Genomic DNA, 24,670 nt, shown 5'->3' on the forward strand with positions numbered 1-24,670 from the left:
GAGTGATTTTTGATGAGCAGGGACATCCCTGCCGGGGCAGGGGGGCTGTTACCGGATCGGTATCCGACCGCGGATTTTTTCGTCTGCGACATCTTCGATGTGCTACCCAAGACGGACATGGGGTCGATGGAGCATCCCATGTTTTCGCTATCCACGCGCCCGGATCGGCGCATCCTGAACTATGAGCATAACGGTGTGGAAATCACCGTCACGCCCTCAGTGCGGGGGCTGGCGACGATCCATGACAAGGACATCCTGATCTTTTGCATCAGCCAGCTGATGGCGGCGATCAACGCGGGCCGCGCGGTCAGCCGGGTACTGCACCTCAAGGCACATGACCTGTTGGTGGCGACCAATCGAGAAACCTCGGGCGATGGGTACAAGCGGTTGCGTGAGGCGTTCGAGCGTCTGGCTGGCACCCGGATCACCACCAACATGGTGACCGGCGGGCTGGAAACGACCACCGGCTTTGGCCTGATCGAAAGCTGGGAGATCGTGCGCCACACGCGGGCAGGGCGCATGGTCAGCGTCTCGGTCAAGCTGTCGGACTGGCTGTTCCGGGCAGTGCTTGCGAAATCGGTGCTGACGCTCAGCCGCGATTACTTCCGCCTGCGCAAACCGCTGGAACGGCGAATCTACGAACTGGCCCGCAAGCATTGCGGCCGACAGCCCGAGTGGCGGGTGTCGGTCGGGACGTTGTTGAAGAAGTCTGGATCCGCTTCACCCCGCCGGGTGTTCCGCAAGATGCTGCGCGACATGATTTCGGCCGACCACCTGCCGGACTATCATCTGGAGGAGGAACCGGGTGATATCATCCGCGTCAGCCGCCGCGATGTGGTGGTAGAGCCGGGGCAGGGCCTGACCCTGAAGCCGGAGACGCTGGAGGAAGCCCGCCGTCTTGCCCCGGATTGGGATGTCTACGCTCTGGAAAGCGACTGGCAAGCTTGGTGGACCCGCAATGGTCGGAGGCCACTGAGGAGCGCGGACAAGGCGTTTCTGGGCTGGGTCAGAAAAGTGGTGGAGTAAGGCGCATCAGCGCGCAAGTTTGGCTTTGGGGGCTTTGGTTTTCTGGGTCTTTCTGCAGAATTTTTGTGCAACCGAGGCCCCGAGCAGGAAAATCATCCCAATGACGGAATAGCTTATCAGCGCAATCCAGAAACCATACCCAAGCAAAAGGCACAGAACGCCCGCAAGCATTCCGGAAAACATACCCAACAAGAGTGCCCCGATCACCGTGTTGCCCTTTATTTTCGCTTTCGACAGCTTTGCAGCCGATCTTAAAAGGTACTCTAAAACACAGAGATGTTGAAAAGCCAGTTGGAAACCGTGCCAGCCTTGAACTGGCAAGGGGGCGCTGATTCTGGGCAATACTTTGCGCGTCCGACCGGACTTTGCGTGACAAGTGATCTGATGGAAGCCTTTGCCCTGAACCACGGGTTGTCATGGACACCGACAAACACGAGCTCCATTGCGACTCTTAAGCGCCCGGGATCTAGAAGGCTGTTTGAACGAGATGTCTACGCCCGATGAAGCAGGGTTCAATGGGCGCGAATGATTGGAATCTGTTTCCATTTTTGGGCCAATGAATTGATACACGGAAATTTTAGGGGCCAAATCAAAGGTAAGTCTTTGCGAAGCAGTCAATCGTCTGCTAAAAATAAAGGCAGGTTAACTATTGCTTTATCGTTAAGGGTTCTGGGCTATGATAAGGAAAGTAATGGCAGTTGCATCAACTGTCTTTGTGTTTGCGACAGGCGCGCAAGCCACAACAATTAATCTCACTGGCCACGATGGCGGAGATTTGAGTGGCACCGGGGTGCAAACCGCTTACTTCAGTGAAGATGGTGTATCCGGCAGCGTTCGAGCGCGCTCGACGTATGATCGGGGTCGCAACGCCCTAATCACCGGCAGCTACAGCGGGGTCGGGGTTGATAATGGACGCCGCGGGGATAGTCCGGATATCGACGGGGCCTATGGAAGCGATTGGTTGTCTTTCCGCTTTGATACGGCTGTTAACCTGGTTTCCATCACCTTCGGTCATTTCTTTCCGTATTCGCTGGATTTCGATTGGAGCCAGGGTTTCCACATCGACGACAACGATGACGCTTGGATCAACGTTCGCGGTGATAATGCTGGATATTCAAGCACGGATCGCCGGACGTTCTTCTTCGGAAATGTTCTGACAAACGGATTCTCGGTTCGTGCGTTCGAACACAATGATGACTTTGTGGTCGCTAGCTTCACTGTGGCACCTGCACCTGTTCCACTGCCTGCTTCAGCATTGTTGCTGATCGGTGGTCTGGCCGGGCTTGGTGTCTTGCGCCGCCGCAGACGCGTTAGCTGACCCGATCTCGCGGGGGGCGATGCACCAAAATGGCCGCGAGTCGCATCTGAGATAGTCTTGAGCTGCTCTTCGCCGTATGGGCCCACAAGCCCATGCGGCGAAACGGATTAAAGGATGTCTGAACCAATTCGGAACAGCTTTACGGCCTGTCCCGTTGGAGCCTGAGGTGGCTTGCTTACTCTTACAACGGTTTCAACCTGAGTAGGCTTATTGTTTCCCTGACCTCGCCAAGCCGTCATAATTGTGGATATTGGGCTTTAAATCGGCATAGTTTTGGCGGTCAGATAGCATACCCGTACCAAGCCGCCCCGCCTGCGTCACCTTAAGACCTTCGCCCTGAAGGTTTCTTTATTCTCAGTAAGATGAAAAGACTTATTATGGAGATTATCTGATTGGCTGGGCTGTTTTGGTATACCCATGTGAAATAGTTTTGTGCGCTCAGGACTTATATGTTTGATCTAATTTACATATATTGTTCATGACTTTGCTTTCTCAAAAGCTGATGCAGTCACCAACGCTTGAATTTGTGTTGTAGTAGAATGACTGCAAGGTGGCAGCCTGTAGTGAGTTGAATCGGAAAGGTAGTGTAGGTAGATGTCGTATCGTCTTCCGACCGAGGGCAGGACATTACGTACTCCGCCCTTTTTACGTAAAATATGGCGCGCGCCCCGAGAGCGGCCGTGCCAACACAATGACGCCGACGATGCACCGTCGATTGAGGTGTCTATGGAATCTCTCCCCCCAGAAAGGGAAATCCGGTGTGACGCCGGCGACCAAAGTTCAGAAGGACAGCCGAGAAAGCCAGAAGCGTTGAATGCCAAATCGGAATCCGGGCAAGATGATCGTGCAATGTGTAGTTCTCTGGACATATATACCGACCATTTTGCGCTGAGCGAGCGACCATTTTCGTTGTTGCCGGATCCCGATTTTCTGTATTGGTCCGCGTCCCATCAACGTGCCTATACAATGCTGGAATACGGGATATTGACCCGGGCACCGATCACCGTGATCACCGGAGAAGTCGGGACTGGGAAAACCACTTTGCTGCACCATCTGCTAAAGTCCGTGAGCGACGATGTAACCGTAGGCTTGATTGCGAATGCCCATGGTGATCGTGGGGAACTATTGCGCTGGGTGCTGATGGCCTTGAACCAGCCAGCCCCCGCTGAGATGAACTATGTCGATTTGTTTTCTGCCTTCCAATCGTTTCTGATTGAAGAATATGCCCGCGGCCATCGGGTCATCCTTATTTTCGATGAAGCCCAAAACCTGAGCGCAGAATCTCTGGAAGAACTGCGCATGTTCACCAACATCAATTCCAATAAGGATGAACTTCTACAGCTTGTTCTTGTTGGGCAGCCAGAACTGAGAGACATTATTCATCGCCCTGAAATGCGCCAGTTTGCGCAGCGCGTCGCGTCCAGTTTTCATCTCACTGTTATGGGGGCCAAAACAGTAGGCAAGTATATTTCACACCGACTGTACGTCGCCGGGGCAGAGCGGAATCTGTTCAGCACCACCGCGATGAAATTGATCCATGACGCAACCGGCGGTGTGCCTCGTCTGGTCAATCAGCTATGTGATTTGTCGATGGTTTACGCATTTACGCGCGGCAACCAGAGTATCACCCGGCACACGGTTCAACAAGTTCTCGATGACGGCTCCTTCTTTGCTTCCAGCTTTGATGAAGGTGGTAATTCGCCATGATGAACGAGTTCCGGTTTTACCTTTCCCTTTTTATTCGCCGGATACATTTTCTGCTGCTGATTGTCATCTGCTGTGCGATCGCGGGGCTGGTCGTGGCCTTTACCGCACCGGCTGTTTATAAAGCGCGGGCTCAGTTGGTTGTGGAATCACCCCAAATTCCAGGGGAACTTGCTTCGACGACGGTGCAGGCAAGTGTTGTTGAAATCCTGGAAGTTATTCAGCAGCGCTTGCTGACCCGAGCCAACCTTCTGGACCTGTCGCGACGCTTCAACGTGCACGCGGATCAACCTGATCTTCTTCCGGATGCGATCGTGAACGACATGCGTTCCCGCATTGAAATCCAGCTTCCGTTTCATTCCCAGAACCGGGCCTCTTTTGTGGCCGTTACCTTTGCCGCCCCGGACGGTGAGACATCCGCCGCGGTGACGAATGAGCTTGTGACCCAGATCCTGCAGGAAAACGTAGCAATGCGCACAAATGCGACGGGTCAGACATTGGAGTTCTTTGTGCAGGAAGTAGCGCGTTTGGACGACGAATTAAGCCAGCAGGGAGCTAAAATACTACAGTTCAAAGAGGCCCATAAAGAGGCCTTGCCAGACAGCCTGGATTATCGCCGCACCCGGCAATCATCACTGCAGGAGCGTATCTTGCAACTGGATCGCGAGCTTTCCGGTCTGCGGGATCGGCGCGCGCGCCTGGTTGAAATTTTTGACCGTACCGGAAGATCGGACCTGGCCGGTGAAAGTCTGACACCCGAACAGCGTCAATTACGGCAGTTGCAGGACGAGCGGGCTTCGGCCCTTGTTATATATTCTCAGGACCACCCCAGGATAAGGTCCCTCGAGGGTCAGATCGCCGCTTTGGAGGCCGCCAATATCCGATTGGGGCTGGGCACTGAAACGTCGCCGAATATCACGGCCTTTGAGCTGCAACTTTCGGATATCGATGGGCAGATTAACTTTATCGAAGAAGAAAAGGCCATCATCATTACTGAGCTCGGCAGTCTTGCAAAATCCATTGACGCGACTCCCTCCAACGCGATTTCCTTGGGGACGCTGGAACGAGATTATGAGAATTTGCGCCTGCAATATACGCAAGCGACCGCCAGTTTGGCCGAAGCGCGGACCGGAAACCAGATTGAGGCTCAGTCTCGGGGTCAGCGAATAACGGTCACCGAGCAAGCTGTCGTGCCGTCCGACCCGGCGGAGCCAAATCGAAAACTCATACTCGCAGCAAGTGTCGCCGGAGGTGTCGGGTTGGCTGTGAGTTTGTTCCTGGTACTCGAGATTCTCAACAATACTGTCCGCCGGTCAGTTGATCTGGAAAACAGATTTGGTGTTCCGGCCTTTACGACGATACCTTACGTTCACACGGCGCGTGAAAGGGCTATGCGTCGAAGCCTGATCGCAATTGGAGCTCTGGCACCCATCGTTGGTTTGGGTGTCGCGCTGTATCTCATCCACCTTCACTATTTGCCCATTGATCTTTTTGTCGAAAAGGTCGCAGAAAAACTGGGGATCGGCGGGCTTCTCGACCGCTTTGGGATTGGTTGAAAGGAACTCTTATGGAACGCATCCAATCCGCAATTCAAAAGGCTCGGGAAGCGCGTCAGGACCAGACGGATATCGTCAGTGCAGCGCAGTCATCGGCTCCGCGAGTGCCCGAGATGGATCACAAGAGTGAGGCGTCAGTTGCAGATGCCGTCAACCAGCGCTGGAGCGAATTGGACAACATCAGGCTGTCCTCTCACCAATTGCAGAAAGCGCGCATTGTTGCGGTAGAGGCCAATAGTCAGGCAGCTTCCTTTGATGTCCTGCGCACCCGGATGTTGCATCAGATGAATGCCAATAACTGGCGCAGGGTGGCGATTGCATCAGCGGGGGCAGCATGCGGCAAGACCACTCTTTGTCTGAACCTTGCCTTCGGTCTTGCACGCCAGCGCAGCATAAAAGTCCTGGTGATAGATCTGGACATGCGCCGCCCAACAATCGGGAAGCTGTTGCAACCGGAAATGGACAACAATTTTGCCGATGCCCTGGAAGGCCGCAGCGCTCCGGAAGCGCATCTGATATGTTATGAGCAAAGACTGGCTTTCGCGACGAATACGAAGCCTGTTGCGAACTCTGCCGAGCTGCTACAGGACAAAGATGCAGCCCATGTGATTGATGACATGGAAGCGCGCTACCAACCGGATGTCATGCTGTTTGATACGCCTCCCATGTTGGCCTGCGATGACACGATTGCGTTTCTGGATCAGATTGATTGCGTTATGCTGGTTGCCGCTGCAGAGAGTACGACCGCAGAGGAAATAACAAAATGCCAGCGCGAGATTTCCGCCCGCAGCAATCTGATGGGTGTCGTCCTGAACAAGTGCCGATACCTTGAGAAGACAGACAGCTATGGGTACTAAAAGGCTAATTGACGACGCCTAGAACCATTTCCAGGGCGGGGTGCTCACGGCTCCCCGCTGGTTGATAGCTTTTCTTTAAACCCGAGTTAGTGCGCCCTTCTGTGTCGAGCGCCCAGCTTTGACCATCCGCAGCATGGCGCACCCAATCGGCCAGTTTCTCGTTCGGATCATATTTCGCAACGTCGCGCCATTGGTCCGAGCGACAATGGCGAATACGATGCTTCGGGATGTGAACTCAAAAAAAGTGGTAACGGCGAGACCTTGTCCGTCATTGGTCCGAGGACAATGGTCGAGCATGCCAAGCGCGCATCTGGTGGAGGTCCATCAGGTGAGCCAGCGTCGGGCGTGCTCTGCTCTGGACGTGGATCGGTCGACGGTGCGGTATCAGTCGCGCCGGGACGATGACACGGAGCTGCGTAATGCCATGAAGGCGGTCGCCAAGGAACGTCGCCGGTTCGGCTATCGGCGGCTGCATGTGATGGTGGAACGGCAGGGCTGGCAAGTGAACCACAAGAAGTTCCGGCGGATCTATCGCGAAGAGAAACTGCAAGTGCGTCGCAGGGGCGGACGGAAGCGTGCATTGGGCACACGAAGGCCGATGGTTGTGCCGGATGGGCCTAACCAAAGATGGAGCTTGGACTTCGTGTCTGACGCGCTAACGGACGGTCGTCGTTTTCGCATGCTGGCCGTGGTGGATGACTATACACGCGAGAATCTCGCGTTGGTCGCCGACACGTCGCTGTCGGGCTTGCGGGTCACGCGGGAGTTGGACCGGGTCATTTCCGAACGCGGGGCGCCGGGGACAATCGTTTCCGACAACGGCACCGAATTCACCAGCATGGCCATCCTGCGGTGGGTTCAGGACACCGGGATTGATTGGCATTATATCGCGCCAGGAAAACCAACCCAGAACGCATTCATCGAAAGCTTCAACGGCAAGCTGCGTGACGAATGCCTGAATGAAACGCTCTTCAGCCCACCGGCCGAGGCCCGTGAAACGCTGGAAGCATGGCAGGAGGATTACAACCATCAAAGACCACATTCGGCGTTGGGCAACCTGACACCGATGGAATTTGCAGAGAAAATGGACATGGACAAACTGGCCGCGTAGGGCCATCAAACCAAACCCTAGGACACTCCGAAGGTTGGAGGAAACTTGGGGCTCAGGTCGCCAGCTATTGATCCCTAAGTAAAGATATGGGTAACTTTGTTCATTGCTTCTCAGGCAGCATCAAAAACTCAAGGTATCGATTAATGCTCAAAGCCTGACGGGTTTTTAGACTGCCAGTTCCATGCTGTTCTACATATATCAGTTAAGCCACGCTCAGCGGTCCAATCAAGTAGCCTTTGTGCTTTGGACACTTCGGCAAAACTACGCGCTACATCGCCTTGGCGCCTTTCCGCGATTTTGAATGGGATTTCTCTGCCTGAGGCCTCCTCGAACGCTTTCACCATTTCCAATACAGTTATGCCTGTTCCGGTGCCGACGTTAATGGCTTCGCATCCATGGTTTTCGTGAGCGTATTTGACAGCGGCAAGATGAGCTACCGCAAGATCATCGATGTGGATATAGTCACGCTCGCCCGTGCCATCTCGAGTTTCATAGTTGCCTCCAAAAATGCTGAGCTCTTTGAGTCTGCCGACTGCCACCTGAGAGATGTAGGGCAGCAGATTATTTGGGATCGCGCGCGGATCCTCTCCAATATCGCCAGACTCATCCGCCCCAACTGGGTTAAAATATCGCAAGAGGACAGCACACGCGTGCGGTCGTGAAGCAATCCAATCGCGGATAATCTCTTCGATAAAGTACTTTGTGCGACCGTACGGGTTGGTGGGGTTTAGTGGGTGATCTTCGTCATACGGAAGATACTGCGCCTCGCCATAAACCGTGGCAGAAGATGAGAAGACGATACTCTGGCAACCGTGCCGCTGCATGCAGTCCAGCAGGTTTATGCTGCCCGAAACATTCTGCGCGTAATAGGTCAGTGGTTTTTCGTTGGACTCACCAACCGCTTTTAATCCCGCAAAGTGAATGACCGCGTCGGGGCGAAATTTTTCAAAGACCTCATCAAGCACATCAGGGGCGCGATAATCACCAACGTGAGTTTTAAAGCTTGAGTTGGATAGTTTCTGGACGCGGCGCAACACTTCAGGCGAGCTGTTGGAGAAATTATCTAGCGCCAGTACGTCAATGCCATCTTGTAGCAGTTTTAACAGAGTATGGCTTCCAATGTACCCGGCGCCGCCGGTCAACAGTACACGCATACCACCTAATTCCTTGTCGTCTTGTTGTTGCACGCTTTTCGAGCCAAAGGCGACCCTATACCAACGCAGTCGTGTTAGCCATCAAATGATTTAGAGCACGAGCGGCTGACCGAAATCGTGGCATCAGGAGCGACTCTGTTTCATTCTGCGCCGCATTCCCCTTACGCAGCACGCAGCATTTCTGGATTGACTGGATTTTAATCTCTTTTGTACCTCTGAAGATTGCTTCAGCCCGATCAACAGCGGCTGTCGGTCTGCAACGGATGGGAGCAGTTGGCGCCTCCCGCTGGTCTACCAATCCAAACTATGGTTTCTTTGCAGAATAATACAGATTGTAGTACCGACAATCTTTCGGACTTGCGACTGGTCGAGCCTCCAACTTAAGATTGATTTTGTGAAAGCGCGGCCCACTGGGCCGGCTCCCGGTTTCTGATCGTGAAGAATCACCCGATGCTGAAAGCCCAGTCCAAATCTGTCACAACGACCACGCGGCTTGATGAGGATGAATTAGCGTCTCGCAAAAGAGAAGTTCTAGGTGCAATAGCTCTGTTACGGGGACTTTAATTTCTAGCTGTAGACATGTTCGAGACAGAGACTCAGGATTTGGTGTCTTTAGTTGTCTGTATATTCACAAACCATCGCGGGCGGCTTCCCATTCACACGGAGAAGGAGTTTGTGGAGCTCGCCCACAGAACTCTCGCTGCAACGAATTCCACTAGAAACAGAACAGGTAACCAGAATTTTTTCGTCGGGGGGAGACAAAGCCAGATTTTTCGCATATCCGAGCCGTGAACTAGTCTAAGGGTAGTTTTCCCGGTTTCTATGCCCGAAATTCTTGTTGTTGACTTGGATCATACACTCTTGAAAAGCGATATGCTTTTTGAAAGTTTCTGGTCCGCTTTCAGTCAGGATTGGCGTAGTCCTTTCCTTTCCGCTGCGGCTCTGCTTCAGGGGAAAGCATCTTTGAAGCGATATCTTGCCGGGTCGGCGCAGGTTGATGTGTCGACACTTCCATATGATGCCGAGGTGATTTCTTACATTGCGACTTGGCGCGACGAAGGTGGGCGTACTGCCCTGGTTACAGCGTCTGATGAAAAAATTGCTCAGGATATTGGCAATCACCTCATGTTGTTCGACGAAATTCACGGCTCGAACGGCACAGAAAACCTGAAAGGCGAACGCAAGGCGCAGTTTTTGAGCGAGGCATATGGCGAGAAGCAATTTTCCTATATGGGCGATTCAGAGGCCGATCTTGCCGTCTGGAAACATGCAAAAAGGGCAATTACCGTCAACACTCCTAAGTCGGTAAATACACGCGCCGCACAGATAGCCGATGAGATTGAGCATCTTGAGACTCATACGCCTACGATAGGTGCTTATCTCAAAGCCATCCGACCCCATCAATGGATTAAGAACGCATTGGTCTTTCTGCCCATGCTAGCGGCACACCAAATTGACGGGCCCAGTTTCCTTGCGTCATTGCTGGCCCTCATCGCCTTTAGTCTGGTCGCATCCAGCGTGTATGTTCTGAACGATCTGCTCGACCTAAGTGCAGATCGCGTTCACCCGCGTAAGCGTATGAGGCCGTTCGCGGCTGGCATCATTCCGATTGAATCCGGCACATGGATGGTAGTAGGTCTTTTGGCGATAGGAGCGGTTATCGCGGCGTTTTTAGGTCCTGCCTTCTTGGGCGTCTTGATCGGATATTACGCCTTGACCACAGGTTATTCCCTGTATCTCAAACGACGTACCGTCATTGACATTTGCGTGCTTGCGGGACTTTACACGATACGCATCGTGGCAGGTGGGGCTGCCACTGGGATTCCTCTATCCGTTTGGCTCCTTGCGTTTTCGATCTTCTTTTTTCTGTCGTTGGCGGCGGTAAAACGGCAGGCAGAGCTTGTCGACAGTGTCAAACACGGCAAGCTCGAAGCCTCTGGGCGTGGATATCACGTGGATGATCTGCCTATCATATCGATGATTTCCATAAGCGCTGGATATGTCTCTGTGCTTGTTATGGCACTCTATGTGAATTCGCCTGCTGTGATTGAGCTGTATCCTCAACCCAAGGCGCTTTGGGGTGTATGCTCCATCTTGCTTTATTGGATTACCCGTACCGTTATGATCGCCCATCGCGGCAGGATGCATGACGATCCGGTTGTCTACGCTGCCAAGGATCACGTCAGTCAGACTTGTTTCTTGATCATACTGATGTTTGTAATAGCAGGATCGTTTCTTTGACCCTTCTTGTGCTTGTGCTCCGATACGCAGCTTTTGCTGTTATTGCGTCCCTCGCGAATTTGGGTGTTCAGCGTTTGGTCCTCACCCAAGGAACCGATGGAAAAACTTTCGCGCTAGCGGTTGGAGCGGGGACGTTTGTGGGCCTGTTCATCAAATATCTTCTCGACAAAAGATGGATCTTCTACGACTTCGGTTCCGGTGCGAGGGCTCACAGCCAGAAATTTTCCTTTTACACAGCAATGGGACTGATCACGACGGCGATTTTCTGGGGTGCCGAGACTGTATTCTGGTTGGTCTGGCAAACAGATATCATGCGGGAACTCGGTGCCGTTCTTGGTCTGAGTATTGGTTATGTTGTGAAATACAATCTCGACAGGCGATTTGTGTTTACCGACAGCCGCCTAGAGGTGACCGCATGAAACTGTCAGGTTGGGGGCGTTATCCAATTTTGGAGGCCAACATTCACGCGCCGCGCAACGTGGCCGCGCTGCAGGAGTTTGTACGGTCGGAGCCTACTCTCATAGCGCGCGGCAATGGGCGTGCCTATGGTGACAGCGCAATCAATTCAGCCGCCACGGTCACAACATGCCACCTGAACCGCATGTTGGCATTCGATCCCGAAACCGGCCAGTTGACGGCCGAAGCCGGTGTTTTACTCGGCGACATCATCGCTGCCTTTCTTCCGAGGGGCTGGTTTCCCATAGTAACACCCGGCACGAAATTCGTGACGCTTGGCGGAGCCATTGCAGCGGACGTGCACGGTAAGAACCATCATAAAGACGGTAGCTTCCGGTCCTGCGTCGATTGGATTGACGTCATGGGTGCCTCCGGCTCGGTCGCTCGCTGCAGTCGTGCGGAAAACCCCATGCTCTTTGAGTATACACTCGGAGGGATGGGCTTGACCGGGATCATCACACAGACCGCGATCCGTTTGCGTCCTGTGGAAACAGCTTGGATCTGCCAAACCATACACCCTGTGCGGAACTTCAAGGCTGCGATGGATATGTTTGAAGCCAACCAGGGGGCGACATACTCGGTTGCATGGATTGATTGCTTGGCGGGCGGGGCAGATTTGGGCCGATCACTGGTCATGTTCGGCGAGCATGTACGGCGCGATGATCTTTCCGAAACACATCGTCAGATGCCTTTCATCGTGCCCAAAAAGCCGAAGCGTAAGGCTCCGTTTGACTTCCCAGGCTTTGTGCTTAACGGGCTTACCGTCCGAACCTTCAACGCGCTCTACTACCGGGCGGGATCGCGAAAGGCAGGGCAGCAACTTGTCGATTGGGATGCTTACTTCTATCCCCTTGACGCGATCTTGGAGTGGAACCGCATTTATGGACGCAAAGGTTTTGCTCAGTTCCAATGTGTATTACCACTGGATTCGTCCGAAGCAGGTCTCTCTGCACTGCTCAAAGTAATCTCCAAGGCACAAGCAGGGTCGTTCCTCGCTGTTCTGAAGCGATTTGGCGCACAAGACAGCGCGTTTTCCTTCCCAATGGAAGGCTATACCCTGGCGCTTGATTTCCCGATCAACGCGAAGACGCTACGTCTGCTTACCGAACTTGACCGCATCACTCTTGGACATGGCGGCCGCTTCTATCTGGCCAAGGATAGCCGAATGTCTGCAGAGACCTTTGCCGCCTCTGATAACAGGATCAAGGCGTTTCGCGCAGAGCGAAAAGATAACAATTGGCGAGACGCTTTCGCGTCTGCGCAATCGGAAAGGCTCGCCCTATGACAAAATCACCTGTTCTGGTCTTGGGCGCGCGCTCTGACATTGGCAAGGCCACGGCTCATGCTTTCGCATCCCTTGGTCATCCGATCCAACTCGCAGCCCGGCGTGCAGGCACGCTAGAAGCGGATCGGTCAGATATTTCACTTAGGTACAATGTCGAGGTGTCCCTACATGAATTCGACGCCCTCGACATCCAGTCTCACAACAGCTTCGTTGATCATCTACCGGAATTGCCTGAGGCCGCTGTTTGCGTCGTTGGGTTGATGGGCGACCAGTCGGAAAACGAGCGTGATCTGGAAGCTGCTACTCGCGTGATGCGCAGCAACTTCGAAGGCCCCGCCAGCATACTCGCGGCTCTTGCCAACTGTTTCGAAGAACGCGGTTACGGAACCCTGGTTGGTATCAGTTCGGTGGCGGGCGAAAGAGGTCGCGCCACCAATTATGTCTACGGCTCTGCCAAAGCCGGATTCACCGCCTTTCTCTCGGGCTTGCGGAACAGGCTGGCCCAAAAAGGCGTGCATGTCGTAACCGTTCTGCCGGGCTTCGTTGCCACACAATTGACCGAAGGCATGGACTTGCCCGCCAAACTCACCGCACAGCCGGAAGAAGTAGGCAAAGCCATCACCCGTGCCGTTGAGAAAAAACAGAACGTAATCTATGTCCGTTCAGTTTGGCGTTTGATCATGATGATCATCCGGAATATCCCGGAGAAAACGTTCAATAGAATTAACATATAGAAAATTGAATTTCCAATGACTACGTTCGCCTAGAAACGGTATTTCTCAGGCGCTATGAGCACTCCATATGTGACGGGACTTGGCGATTGTGACCAGTTTGCGAGCGACGACCGTGATGATGACTTTGTGAAGTTTGCCTGCATCGCGAAGTCGGTCGGCAAAGATTTTCACGACGGGATTGTGATGGCGGGCAACGATAGTGGTGTGGAGCATCACATGCCGCAGAAGCAGTCTCCCACCGCTTATAGCTCGCTTTTCTCTCAGTGTACCACTTGTCGTGTGCAATCGGAGCAAGGCCAGTCAGAGCTGAGGCCTGTTCTCCTGAGAGATGGCCCAGTTCGGGCATCTCGGCGACCAACATTGCGCTGGCGACAGGGCCGCTTCCAGGGACGGATCGAAAGAGGGGTGGATCCCGGCAGGGGGCAGGATTGTATATTAAGAGGTGACGGCTCGTCAACGCCACACGCACTGCTTTGGCGCGGAATTCCGGGGTTGGTTTCGGTGCCATGCTGTTTCTCCTTTGTGGCAAAATACCAAGTCAAAGGAGCGGAACAATTCAATGACAGGTCCAAGCACCTGTAATTGTATCAAGGGTGGAACATCTTTGGGGGTCATCGCGGCAGCATGCGGTCCGCAGACAGGTGCTCGGCGGTAAATACGGTTGGATGGCTGCGGGCCGTAAGATAGGTGTCCGGCCCATGGCTACCTTTCAGGGTTCGACGTAAAATCATCCGAAGTGTTGGTGCAATCAGGTTCTCTTGCTCCAGAACCGCGCGTGTCGGGCCTGAAGCCGGCAAGGGTCATTAACAACGCCATTAAAAACGGCTAATCTGAGCCGGAAGACCCCTGAGATATGACCATCTAAGGCCAGGTCGCTAGGAACAGATCAAAGTCATCGTGATCCTTGTGCTTGGGATCAACATAAAGATGATTGCTGGCATATCCGCGGGCGGCACGGGCCGGACCCCGAGGCGTGGTCATGGCCAACCTCGCCAGGCTGTAGGGCGTGTTGTCATCGACCACAGCCGTCGAGAATTACTATTTGTTGTTCACGGGAACAGGATGTTGCAGGCCAGCCCATAATCTAGGTCGGCCCCTCGCTGATCTAGGATTATCGCGGGCGAACCTGCGCGGGAATCCCGGTCGCCACGGAATATGCAGGTACATCCTTTGTGACGACAGCGTTCGCTCCTATCACTGAGTGATCACCAATATGAACCGGGCCCAATACTTTCGCACCAGCCCCGATGTCCACATGCCCACCAATGACGGGAAGGCCCTTTTTCCCGGCGACAGCGCCGATAGTCACCTGTTGAAAAAAAATGCAATTAGGGCCAATTTCCGCTTCGGGATGAATAACAACCCCGTTTGGATGAGGCAACAGTAACCCACCCCCAAGCCTAGTGGCTTTCGGAATCTCTGCCTGTGTTACAAGAGACCAGAATTGATGGGTAAGGGCCCATTTTCTTCGGGCGATCCCTGCCCAGAACGTCTGTGTTTCCATGGCGTGTTGATAACGCCGGATGCTGCGCAGAAATTTGCGGGACGGATCCCAGAATCTTTGCGGATTTTCCCGCTTCCAATCCGGATCGGATGCAGAAATGCCTGCCTCTAGGTCATTCATGAATGAGCCCTGTCCTTAATGGCCTGCCAGATCAACCCCGGCATAATCGATATGCAACGTGTATAACGCAGAGCCAGGCGACGCGGATTACCCAGCATGCGCCAAACCCATTCCAACGCCAGTTTTCTGACCCATTGCGGGGCTCGGGTCTGCTGACCGGCAATGAAATCCAAACCGGCTCCTATAGACACGAACCCACACTCAGGTACCTGAGAAATACCGCGCGAGGCAAATATTTCCTGTTTTGGGGCGCCCAGAGCCAAAAAGCACAGCTTTGCATTGGCGCGGCGCAAAGTTTCCAGATACGTATCCGCGTTTGCTCCGGTCGGATCAAAACCGAAGGGTGGAGCAATCTGCGCCACGATTTGTAATTTGGGATAATCTTTCCTCAGGCTATCGGCGGCCAGTTGCAGCGTTTCTTCGGTTGCACCCAAAAGGGCGACCGGAATGTCATGCTCGGTGGCCAAGGCAGCCAAAGGCATAACCAACTCTGATCCCGGGATCAGTTCAATGCGCCTCCCAGCCAGGCGCGAAAGCCAGACAATCGGGTTTCCATCCGCCACGACATGGCTCTGCGCCATGTACGATCCTAAAAAAACTGGATTTTGGCGCATTTTGACGATGTGATCTAGGTTCAGCGTTGCGAGCGTAAATCCACGTCCGTCTTGCCAGTGCTCAAGTATGCTTTGAGTAAGCCCTGCATGCGTCGGTTGGTTGACCAAAGCTAAAAAATCCGGGCGCAATGGAGTTCTCAGTTCAGGCATCCGAAAGCACTTGCTATAATAAAATCCATATCCTCTTTGATGACCGAGCCACAATCATATGTCCAGAATGGTTACAAAACTTATGAATCCTGACGACGTGCGGATGCACCTCAATAGGTTTTGAGTATAGCGATTTTATGCAAGTCCTGGATAAAAATACGACAGGCAATATGCCCTCTGCGAATAGTGCCGCGGATGCCCTGAGTATCATCATCGCCGCCCATAATGAAGAGTTGTATATCGGTCCTTGTCTTGAGGCTTTGTTGAAGCAACAGGGTGTAATTGCGTCTTTGACTGTTATTGTTGCCGCAAACGCATGTACTGACCAAACCGAAGATCTTGCACGCGGCTACAGCGGCCGGTTCGCAGATCGGGGTTGGGGTCTGACAATACTGAGCATTGCGCAGGCAGGCAAAGCGAACGCATTGAATTGTGCAGATCAAGTGGCAATGGACACAGCGCGCATCTATCTGGACGCGGATGTCATCTGCAGCCCCGAGTTGCTTGGACAGTTGCAGGAAGCTCTCGGCATTGCTGAACCGACCTATGCGACAGGAACCATACACGTCATGCGCGCGCAGAGTTGGGTGACCCGTGCATATGCGCGTTTTTGGGTCCGCTTGCCGTTCGTCCAGGACGGCGCGGTTGGAGCCGGGCTTTTTGCTGTGAATGTGGCGGGCCGTAAACGTTGGGGAGAATTCCCTTCTATTATTTCAGACGATACGTTCGTACGTCTTACATTCGCGCCGCATGAGCGGATCGAGGTCGAAGCCGCGTATGAATGGCCCATGGTCGAAGGGTTTACAAATCTCGTTCGTGTGCGCCGCCGGCAGGATGCGGGGGTAGACGAGGTGAATCGTCTATACCCTGCGCTTATGCAAAACGATCAAAAGGGAAGCTTGTCCAAATCGGATTTATTGAAGCTTTTTTTGCAGCAACCATTCAATTGTGCTGTTTACTTATGCGTGCATCTTGCGGTTCGACTGCGCAGAGGCGGTGACGAGTGGACGCGTGGCCGTTAAGATCATTTGAAGACTGATATCATCGGCTCGCGTATGTTTGTCACAACCCTGTTGGTGTTCCTCTCAAGGCGAATCGGATTTTGAAAGCAATATCCCAGATTGACGGCCCGGATAAATACCGGAATCAGTTGTCAAACCGCCATAGTCGCATATGCGGGTGGACATGGCACAGTCTGGAAAAGTGTGGAAAATAAGGATTAGTCTTAAACACCGCGGCAAGTTATGCCTAAATTACCTAATCCGATAGGAGCGTTCAGTGCGTGTTGCTGTTGTTATTCCTTGTTACAAAGTTAAAGCATTTGTTCTTGATGTGATCGATTCAATCGGTCCCGAGGTGGAACGTATTCTTGCTGTAGATGATTGCTGCCCGGAAGGGTCCGCCGACTTTATCGAAAAGAATGTTACTGACAGTCGTGTTCGAGTCCTTCGCAACCCGGTCAACAAAGGCGTCGGGGGGGCCGTGATGACTGGGTATCGTGCCGCTCTGGAAGAAGGGCTGGACATCGTGGTCAAGGTCGATGGCGACGGGCAAATGGACCCGTCCCTGATCCCTTTGTTCATCAGTCCGATCATCGCCGGTGAGGCAGATTATGCAAAGGGCAATCGTTTCTTCTCTGCCGGGGCGGTTCGCAGCATGCCCAAGGTCAGGTTGTTCGGGAATGCTGCGCTCAGTTTCATGACCAAGCTGTCCAGCGGATATTGGAGCATCTTCGACCCTACCAATGGATACACCGCAATTCATGTACGTGCCTTGGCGTCCATTGATCTAGACGCGATATCGGAACGTTATTTCTTTGAGACTGACATGCTAATCAGGCTGGGCGATCTGAGGGCTGTGATCATCGATATCCCGATGCGGGCCGTGTACGGAGATGAGGTGAGCGGTTTGCATATCCGCCAGATATTTCATGAATTCCTGACAAAGCACATCAAGGCGACGATCCGGCGCTTCACGTATCTTTATGTCATGCGCGATTTCAATATAGCATCCCTGAATCTCATCATTGGCAGCCTGCTTATGGTCTTTGGTCTGATATTTGGCAGTATTGAATGGATCATCTCAATACACAGCGGCGTACCTGCCTCGACCGGTACGGTTATGTTCGCCGTTCTGCCCATCATCGCAGGCCTGCAAATGCTGCTGTTTTTCCTTGGCTACGACATTAGTGCCGAGCCAAAGCGACCCGTTCAGAAACAAGCGGTGTTGTCTGCGCTTGATCCTGCCGTCGCTAAACCGGATGCACCATCCGAGCACACCCTCCGCAAAAATCAGATTTGATGAACGCCATGCCTTACGTATTCACCATCCTTGCAGTCATGGGCATCGCGGCCGGGCAGATTTTGTTTAAGATCGTTGCCTCGCGCATTGATGGCCGACCGCCGCTGATGCTCGTCCAAGACTCTTCATTCATGTGGCCGCTGATCGGATCACTCATGATTTATGCAGGCGCTACGGTCTTGTGGATTCTTGCGCTACAGAACCTAGCGTTGTCCCGGGCATATATGTTCATGTCATTGTCATTCATCATAGTGCCGGTCATTTCGGCAATTTTCTTCAATGAACCGCTGACACCAGGGTTCCTCTTGGGTTTGGGGCTGATTATCGCGGGTGTCACCGTAACTCAGGTGGCGGGCTAGAGCATGTCAACAACGGCCCCGCATTTCTTTGGCCTGAGAATCCTTCTCCTCTGGCTTGGTTTTTTCGCCGGTTGGAGTGTCGGGTCAATTCCACTCACCCTCATGGGAATGCCTTTCAGTTCGGTGTGGGTTGCTGCCTTGGCCGGGGTGTTGGGTGCAATCGCTGCCCTGAGGGCGGAAGCCACTTGGACACCGGTCCTGATGACATCAAACCCCGGGCCCCAGATGTTTCACCCCCCCCCGCGCAGCGTTTTGATCGCCTGTGGAATTGGCGGGTTATGCATGGCCGCTGCTGCCATATATTTTATCCCGACAAATGATGCGCGACCATTGTGGGCGACAACCCTGGCACTGGCTATTTTTTCGCTTGTTGTAACGCCTCGGGATCACGTTGCCACTGCGGCGCAATACGATCGGCCGCAGCAAGGTCCGGGTCTTGTGCCATTTTGTCTGCTGGTTGTGCTTATCTGTGGATTGTACGTTCTGATCCTCCGGCCGGATGCAGATGATGCCTTTTATCTGAATTTGCCGATCGGCATGGTTTTTTCGCAGGGCGGCATGCTGACCACGGATACGATGTACGGGATCGATGCGTGGCCCGTTTTGGGGACAAATTACAAAATTGAAGCCCTTCCGACACTTATTGCTGCAATCGCATGGGCAACCGGTCTGCCCGTCGTCATCGTCTCGCATTTTGTGTTGCCGATGATCTGGTGTGTTGTATTGGCAGCCACCCTAGCGGTCATCGGCTATGGCATGTTCGGGCGCAACTGGTGGGTCTTCGCAGTTCTATCGGTCTTGGCATCCATGATATTTGCCGGAACATTGCAGAGCTGGGGCGTGCACGGGCTTACGCGCCTTTTCCATGGCAAGGGCCCGCTTATTCTGATTGTGGTGCCGCTTATCGTGTTCACCGTATGGCGGAGCGATATGTTTGATGTTCGGCCGGGACGGGTCATTCCAATGCTGGCCGGTTTGTCATGTGCAGCACTCGGGCTGACAGCAAATGCCGTCTACATTGCGCCACTGGCGCTTGGGTTGGCGCTTGGCGCAGGATGGGTTGCACGGTCAGGACGAGAACCGCGCCGTTTGCTGGTTTTGTCGGCGGCGCTTCCTGTACTTGCCGCAGGCCTCTGGCTTTTGCTCTTTGACAAACCTGTCAGTGTGCAGGTGGATGGCAATCTTCCCCCGCATGAGGGCCTAGCGCTTTGGGATATGGTGGCCGGAAAACCCAATCTACTGCTTTTGCTTCTGGTTGCCGTCATAGCTGCTGCTGCGGCCTGCTTTCTGCGTGGCGGACGCTGGATTTCCGCCTTTGTCGTGATGACGCTTTTATTTGTCATCAATCCCTGGGTTTGGCCGGCCTATGATCGTTTTGTAACGGGGGGGCTGAACTTTCGACTATGGTGGGCGATCCCGGTCCCCATGATGCTTGCTGCCTTTTTGACTTGGGGCGTCGTCGCGTCGGGGTGGACACGGGCCGGAGTCGCAATTGTTTGTGCAGCTCTGTTGCTTGCAACCATGACACCATTTGGCCTTATCGGAACGCGCGACACATCTATTTTGCCGTCAATGGTCAAGCTACCTGTGAATGAACAAAAAGTAGCCGCCCATGTCTTGGCGATTGCAACGCATGAGCACCCGGTACTTGCCGCTGAGCCGGTTGCAGCATTGCTCCCGGGTTTTGAAGGCAGTCCGCCCTTAGTTTACAGCAGGCGACTGTATTTGGACCAAAGTACGCCGGTTGTTGCCCCGGAACAATTGCGCCCAAGACGTATTCTGTCCAACTGGGTGAATGGTGATGAGGATGCGGATGCAATTGCGGTTATTGAAGCCATGCAAACCCTGTGCGTCGACCTTGTCATTCTGTCACCCCCTCAAACCGCGAGTGCGCAGATGCAAGTGCTTAACGATATTTCCGCCGCCAGTGTGGCGCAGATTGCGGGGTATCACATCTACAAGATTGATCTGAACTGTGTGTAAAGCATCCGTAAGAGGTGGCCGCGGAAAATCGACCCCGTGTTTAAGTTGAATCGCATGACGAAAGATACAATTCAGAATGGCCGGAAGAAAGCAACAATCATCTGACCTCTAAGCGAAGGTCGCATCTCGGAAGCTATTGTAGGAATTTAGGTAATCTGTTTTGTAACAGAGTGTTCTAAGTGGCTTGGCTTGGAAGGTTGCTGCCCACATGTCCGGGGCCCAAGTGTTGGAGTTGAAGTGGTACAGAAAGTTATAAAGGGTCCAATCGCTTATTTGACCGGAGAATACCCGAAGGTTTCTCATACATTTATCCAACGCGAAGTGATGGCGCTGCGGGCAAAAGGTGCGGAGGTTTTGACATGCACGGTCAGGCGCCCCCCCCCCAAAGAAATTTCGGGGCCCGAACAGGTCGTCGAGAACGACAATACGTTTTGCATTCTTCAGGCGGCACAATCTCCGCTCAGGATTCTCCGCACGCATACAAAGCTTTTTACCCGATCCCCTAGTCGTTGGGTCTCGGCGCTTTTATTGGCCATAAAAACCACATCGCCCGGGCCAAAAGCGCTTTTGTACCAGCTCTTCTATTTTGTCGAAGCCGGAATCTTGGCAGATCATTTGCTGACAAAACATGTAAAGCACTTGCACAATCATTTTGGCAATTCCAGCTGTACAGTGGCAATGTTGACCAGTGAGCTTTCCGGTATTCCCTACAGTTTCACCATGCACGGCCCCGCAATTTTCTTTGAGGCCGAGCGTTGGAGAATCGACGAAAAAGTTGCACGTGCCCGGTTTGTATCCTGTATCAGCTACTTTTGTCGTTCGCAGGTCATGCTGTTTTCCGATCAGCAGCACTGGTCAAAGCTTCGCATTGTTCATTGCGGTGTGGTCGTCGGCGACTATGGCAGCTCTGACGAAAAGCGTTATGGCAAAAATGTCCTCTTTATTGGGCGTTTGAGCGCGGTCAAAGGCGCGCCGTTATTGCTTGAAACCTTTGCAAAGGTGCTCCGCGACCATCCCGCTGCGCAACTGACCATTGTTGGGGATGGCGATGACAGGGCCGCTTTGGAAGAACACGCTCGTGTCTTAGGTCTGAAAGAGGCCGTGCGCTTTCTGGGGTATTGCAACCAGACAGAGGTCGCGGATTTGTTGCGACAATCGGATATCCTGGTTTTACCGAGTTTTGCCGAAGGGGTCCCCGTTGTTTTGATGGAAGCCATGGCAAGCCGTATTCCGGTGATTGCGTCTCAGGTTGCCGGTGTGCCTGAACTGGTGAATGATGGTGTTCACGGGTTCATTACTCCACCAGGAGATCTAAACACTTTGGCGCAGCGCCTGAACGAACTGCTGTCCAATCCCAAAAGGTGCGAGCAGATGGGTTTGAGCGCGCGCAAGAAAATTGAAGCAGAGTACAATATTGATCTGGAGGCTGGCCGACTACTGCAATTGTTTTCATCAGATGATCAAACGGAGTTCAGTATTCACAACGCGCGCAGCATCTAGAGACTCGGCAGGCGTAGGTTTCCTGCTTCGTGGGGTTTTGTCGTAAACGATAAGCGCGAGATGACATTTCGTATCAGGATCAGTGGCGATATTGGGGCCATAGACATGAAATGTCGCTTTTACTACAAACTACAACACAAAATTACCTAACGTGGATGATCTGCGAAATTTAACGGAACTGAGCGCTAAAGCATAACCGTTTTGAGGACTATCCCGTGCCCTTTGAAGGGGCGAATGCTACTTGTCAGGGTTAAATTGATGCAGAAGACTTCCTCTATCGGTGTTGTCGTCATTGGCCGAAACGAAGGCCAGCGCCTTATTGGTTGCCTGCAGAGTTTACCCGAGGATGTCGCCGGGGTGGTCTATGTCGATTCCGGGTCTACAGATGACAGCGTGAAACATGCAAAGCTTGCCGGGGCTCACGTCGTTGAGCTTGATCTTTCCATCCCTTTCACCGCAGCCCGCGCACGAAACGCAGGTTTTGAAGCGCTTGAACTCTGCCACGATGTTGAGTTGGTCCAGTTTGTCGACGGCGATTGCAGCCTGCAACCCGGCTGGCTGGAGACGGCCCGCAGATTTCTTTCCGACAACCCCGATGTCGCTGTGGTGTGCGGGCGACGAAAGGAGCAACATCCGGATCACTCTGTTTACAACCGACTTTGCGATTGGGAATGGAATACGCCTATAGGGGAGGCAGACGCCTGTGGCGGGGATTCTGTGATGCGCATTTCGGCCTTTCGCGATGCGGGGGGTTTTCGGGAAGACCTGATTGCCGGGGAAGAGCCGGAACTCTGTGTAAGGCTGCGCTCTCGGAGGTGGAAAGTCTGGCGGCTCGATGCCGATATGACCCTGCATGACGCGGCAATGATTCGATTTTCCCAATGGTGGAGGCGGTCACGCCGCAGTGGTCATGCTTTTGCGGAAGGGGCCTATCTTCATGGCTCTTTGGCAGAGCGCCACAATCTTGATGCCCTGCGGCGTATACTCATATGGGGAGTATTCATGCCGCTCGCGATTATCCTGTTTTCGATTGCTTTTAGCCCTTGGTGGGCGGTTGCCGCCGTTGTTTATCCTACACAATTAATGAGACTGTCCGCGCGATATGGTATATACAGGAAAGGCAGTTGGGAAATTGCCTTCTTCTTGACGCTGGGCAAGTTCCCGGAAGCGATTGGGGCTGTAGAATTCTATTGGCACCGCTTTCGCGGCGTGTCGCCTCGACTGATTGAATACAAGTAATATAGCAAACTCTGCGAATTTCCGCCTAAACGGCGGCGTCTATCCATAGCTGCTTGAAACCCCATCAGTTTTAAATTTGATAAGGTGCAGCACTCACACACGCGGCGTTAAGTGGGCCAGAAAGGCAAAATTATAGCGTAACAAGTACTGCAGACAATGTGTTCGACACTCACCGGGGTCAACGGATTGTTGCAAGGTAAAACCAGCAATCAAAACATCGAGGTTAACTTAAACTCTGCTTAAAATTTAGTTGGCAGATTTAGATGTTTTGTTGCTTGACCATATTACAGCCTTATTTGGGCCTTCTTCAGGTCGCGAGATAGCAACAATTGTCGCTTAACTGCGATATTAATGAACGAATGGGCAGAGCTTCATGATGGGTCTTTTTGCACAGTACTTCACTTTGGGAAGCGGAATCTCGTCTCTGAGTGAGATTGATTTCACCGGCACACCTGATGCGACGGGTGTCGTAGACTCGCTGGATACGTATCTCAGCACCGGCGGAATGTGGCGTGATGGACCGCGCGACAAGTTCGCAGCGTCTCATGTTGGCGACTTAAATGTCTATGAAGATGGGGAATATACCTTTTACCTGACGTCGGACGACGGCTCGGCCCTCTATATTGACGGGAAACTGGTCATCTCGAATGACGGGCTGCATGCGGCGAGAGAGCAGGACGTCACTCTGAATCTTGCCGCTGGTGCCCATAAAATAGAAATTTTCTACTTTGAGAACAAAGGTCTTTCCACTCTGCAGCTGGAGTGGGTGGGGCCTGACAGCAATGGTCGGCGCGAGGTCATTTCGGGCGACAGCCTGAGCCACACTGTTGCAGGTGAAGACGATTCTGACGACACGTCTGCAGATAATGGCGGTTCCACGCCGGATACGCCTGATGATGGCGATACCGTTGTAGATAATGGCGGTTCCACACCCGACACGCCCGATAGTGGTGATACCGATACGGGCAGCGGTTCCACGCCGGATACGCCTGATGATGGCCCCACCAAGACCAATCAGGGGCTGTTGGCACGAGGTTTCGTCATACCTGCGGCAACCACCTCGCTGACGCAAATCGACTTTGAGGCGGATTCTGCGGCGACGTTCCAAACAACCGAGCTGAATTCCCGCTTCCGTTTTGATCCATTCTGGAAGAATGGCCCTTCGGATTATTTTGCCGTGCAGTACGCAGGCGATCTGAATGTCGCGACAGGTGGGAAGTACACCTTTTACCTGACGTCGGATGACGGCTCGGCCCTCTATGTTGACGGACAGTTGGTCATTGATAACGACGGTCGGCATCCGGACGTTTCAAGAATTATCACGCTTGATCTTTCGGCTGGCGCGCATGACATTGAGGTTCGTTATTTCGAATCCGGAGCGGCGCAAACATTAATCCTGGAGTGGGTGGGGCCTGACAGCAATGGTCGGCGCGAGGTCATTTCGGGCGACAGCCTGAG

General features: G+C 53.2%; 21 protein-coding genes and 1 pseudogene. 17 read left to right on the top strand and 5 right to left on the bottom strand.

The genetic code is table 11. The features are described from left to right. The first annotated feature begins 12 nt into the window (after nt 1–12). A complete protein-coding gene (locus RA28_RS10565; protein WP_039528070.1) occupies nt 13–1,026 on the top strand; it encodes a replication initiator protein A in 1,014 nt (337 codons plus the stop codon). Nucleotides 1,027–1,032: 6 nt separating this feature from the next. Here RA28_RS10565 and RA28_RS22675 read toward each other — a convergent pair whose 3' ends face one another. After that, on the bottom strand, nt 1,033–1,233 hold the full coding sequence (locus tag RA28_RS22675; RefSeq protein WP_152612066.1) for a hypothetical protein: 201 nt from the start codon (nt 1,231–1,233) through the stop codon (nt 1,033–1,035). Between the two features lie 484 nt (nt 1,234–1,717). Between RA28_RS22675 and RA28_RS10575 the strand changes: the two genes are divergently transcribed. The 5 genes and pseudogenes from RA28_RS10575 to RA28_RS10595 form a co-directional block, all read left to right on the top strand. Further along, a complete protein-coding gene (locus RA28_RS10575; protein ID WP_039528078.1) occupies nt 1,718–2,344 on the top strand; it encodes a VPLPA-CTERM sorting domain-containing protein in 627 nt (208 codons plus the stop codon). A 726-nt stretch (nt 2,345–3,070) separates the two neighbouring features. Next, complete coding sequence (locus tag RA28_RS10580) at nt 3,071–4,051, top strand: ExeA family protein (RefSeq protein ID WP_342585418.1); 981 nt, start codon at nt 3,071–3,073, stop codon at nt 4,049–4,051. Further along, on the top strand, nt 4,048–5,604 hold the full coding sequence (locus RA28_RS10585) for a GumC family protein (protein WP_039528083.1): 1,557 nt from the start codon (nt 4,048–4,050) through the stop codon (nt 5,602–5,604). The genes RA28_RS10580 and RA28_RS10585 overlap by 4 nt, the downstream gene beginning before the upstream one ends. Before the next feature lie 11 nt (nt 5,605–5,615). Further along, nucleotides 5,616–6,461, top strand: coding sequence for a CpsD/CapB family tyrosine-protein kinase (locus RA28_RS10590; RefSeq protein ID WP_052261433.1), 846 nt, complete (start codon nt 5,616–5,618; stop codon nt 6,459–6,461). Nucleotides 6,462–6,651: 190 nt separating this feature from the next. After that, nucleotides 6,652–7,572: pseudogene (locus RA28_RS10595) on the top strand (IS3 family transposase); the annotation flags it as partial. Between the two features lie 140 nt (nt 7,573–7,712). Here the strand turns inward: RA28_RS10595 and galE are convergent. After that, nucleotides 7,713–8,759 (bottom strand): UDP-glucose 4-epimerase GalE, encoded by a 1,047-nt coding sequence (gene galE / locus RA28_RS10600; protein ID WP_342585419.1) that lies wholly within the window; start codon nt 8,757–8,759, stop codon nt 7,713–7,715. A gap of 789 nt (nt 8,760–9,548) precedes the next feature. Between galE and RA28_RS10610 the strand changes: the two genes are divergently transcribed. Genes RA28_RS10610 through RA28_RS10625 form a run of 4 tightly spaced genes read left to right on the top strand, consistent with a single transcriptional unit; the run spans nt 9,549 to nt 13,442 of the window. Next, nucleotides 9,549–10,967, top strand: coding sequence for a UbiA family prenyltransferase (locus RA28_RS10610; RefSeq protein WP_039528095.1), 1,419 nt, complete (start codon nt 9,549–9,551; stop codon nt 10,965–10,967). After that, entirely contained in the window at nt 10,964–11,386 is a 423-nt protein-coding gene (locus tag RA28_RS10615) for a GtrA family protein (RefSeq protein WP_039528098.1), read from the top strand. The genes RA28_RS10610 and RA28_RS10615 overlap by 4 nt, the downstream gene beginning before the upstream one ends. Next, on the top strand, nt 11,383–12,708 hold the full coding sequence (locus tag RA28_RS10620) for an FAD-binding oxidoreductase (RefSeq protein WP_039528100.1): 1,326 nt from the start codon (nt 11,383–11,385) through the stop codon (nt 12,706–12,708). Before RA28_RS10615 ends, RA28_RS10620 begins: the two co-directional genes overlap by 4 nt. Then, nucleotides 12,705–13,442, top strand: a complete 738-nt coding sequence (locus RA28_RS10625) for an SDR family oxidoreductase (RefSeq protein WP_039528103.1) — start codon at nt 12,705–12,707, stop codon at nt 13,440–13,442. Before RA28_RS10620 ends, RA28_RS10625 begins: the two co-directional genes overlap by 4 nt. Before the next feature lie 52 nt (nt 13,443–13,494). On the opposite strand, the gene RA28_RS23145 is transcribed toward RA28_RS10625, so the two are convergent. From RA28_RS23145 to RA28_RS10640, 3 genes are all read right to left on the bottom strand, one after another. Further along, a complete protein-coding gene (locus RA28_RS23145; protein ID WP_082029809.1) occupies nt 13,495–13,950 on the bottom strand; it encodes a transposase in 456 nt (151 codons plus the stop codon). Nucleotides 13,951–14,553: 603 nt separating this feature from the next. Continuing rightward, nucleotides 14,554–15,066: a serine O-acetyltransferase gene (locus RA28_RS10635; protein WP_039528108.1), complete on the bottom strand. Its 513-nt coding sequence runs from the start codon at nt 15,064–15,066 to the stop codon at nt 14,554–14,556. Then, nucleotides 15,063–15,884, bottom strand: a complete 822-nt coding sequence (locus RA28_RS10640) for a WecB/TagA/CpsF family glycosyltransferase (protein ID WP_241481112.1) — start codon at nt 15,882–15,884, stop codon at nt 15,063–15,065. Before RA28_RS10640 ends, RA28_RS10635 begins: the two co-directional genes overlap by 4 nt. A 116-nt stretch (nt 15,885–16,000) precedes the next feature. On the opposite strand from RA28_RS10640, the gene RA28_RS10645 reads away from it, so the two are divergent. The 7 genes from RA28_RS10645 to RA28_RS10675 form a co-directional block, all read left to right on the top strand. Continuing rightward, nucleotides 16,001–16,852, top strand: coding sequence for a glycosyltransferase (locus RA28_RS10645; RefSeq protein WP_039528148.1), 852 nt, complete (start codon nt 16,001–16,003; stop codon nt 16,850–16,852). 256 nt (nt 16,853–17,108) lie between these two features. After that, a complete protein-coding gene (locus tag RA28_RS10650) occupies nt 17,109–18,131 on the top strand; it encodes a glycosyltransferase family 2 protein (RefSeq protein ID WP_039528112.1) in 1,023 nt (340 codons plus the stop codon). Beyond that, complete coding sequence (locus RA28_RS10655; protein WP_082029810.1) at nt 18,131–18,490, top strand: EamA family transporter; 360 nt, start codon at nt 18,131–18,133, stop codon at nt 18,488–18,490. The genes RA28_RS10650 and RA28_RS10655 overlap by 1 nt, the downstream gene beginning before the upstream one ends. 108 nt (nt 18,491–18,598) lie before the next feature. Continuing rightward, entirely contained in the window at nt 18,599–20,473 is a 1,875-nt protein-coding gene (locus tag RA28_RS10660) for a DUF6077 domain-containing protein (protein ID WP_193747396.1), read from the top strand. A 252-nt stretch (nt 20,474–20,725) separates the two neighbouring features. Next, nucleotides 20,726–21,973, top strand: a complete 1,248-nt coding sequence (locus RA28_RS10665; protein WP_039528150.1) for a glycosyltransferase family 4 protein — start codon at nt 20,726–20,728, stop codon at nt 21,971–21,973. Nucleotides 21,974–22,231: 258 nt separating this feature from the next. After that, nucleotides 22,232–23,212 (top strand): glycosyltransferase, encoded by a 981-nt coding sequence (locus tag RA28_RS10670; protein WP_039528120.1) that lies wholly within the window; start codon nt 22,232–22,234, stop codon nt 23,210–23,212. A gap of 373 nt (nt 23,213–23,585) precedes the next feature. Next, nucleotides 23,586–24,670, top strand: a 1,085-nt coding sequence (locus RA28_RS10675; RefSeq protein WP_039528122.1) for a PA14 domain-containing protein, incomplete at its 3' end; no start/stop codon positions are given.

It is taken from the genome of Ruegeria sp. ANG-S4, assembly GCF_000814005.1.
Lineage (GTDB): Bacteria > Pseudomonadota > Alphaproteobacteria > Rhodobacterales > Rhodobacteraceae > Ruegeria.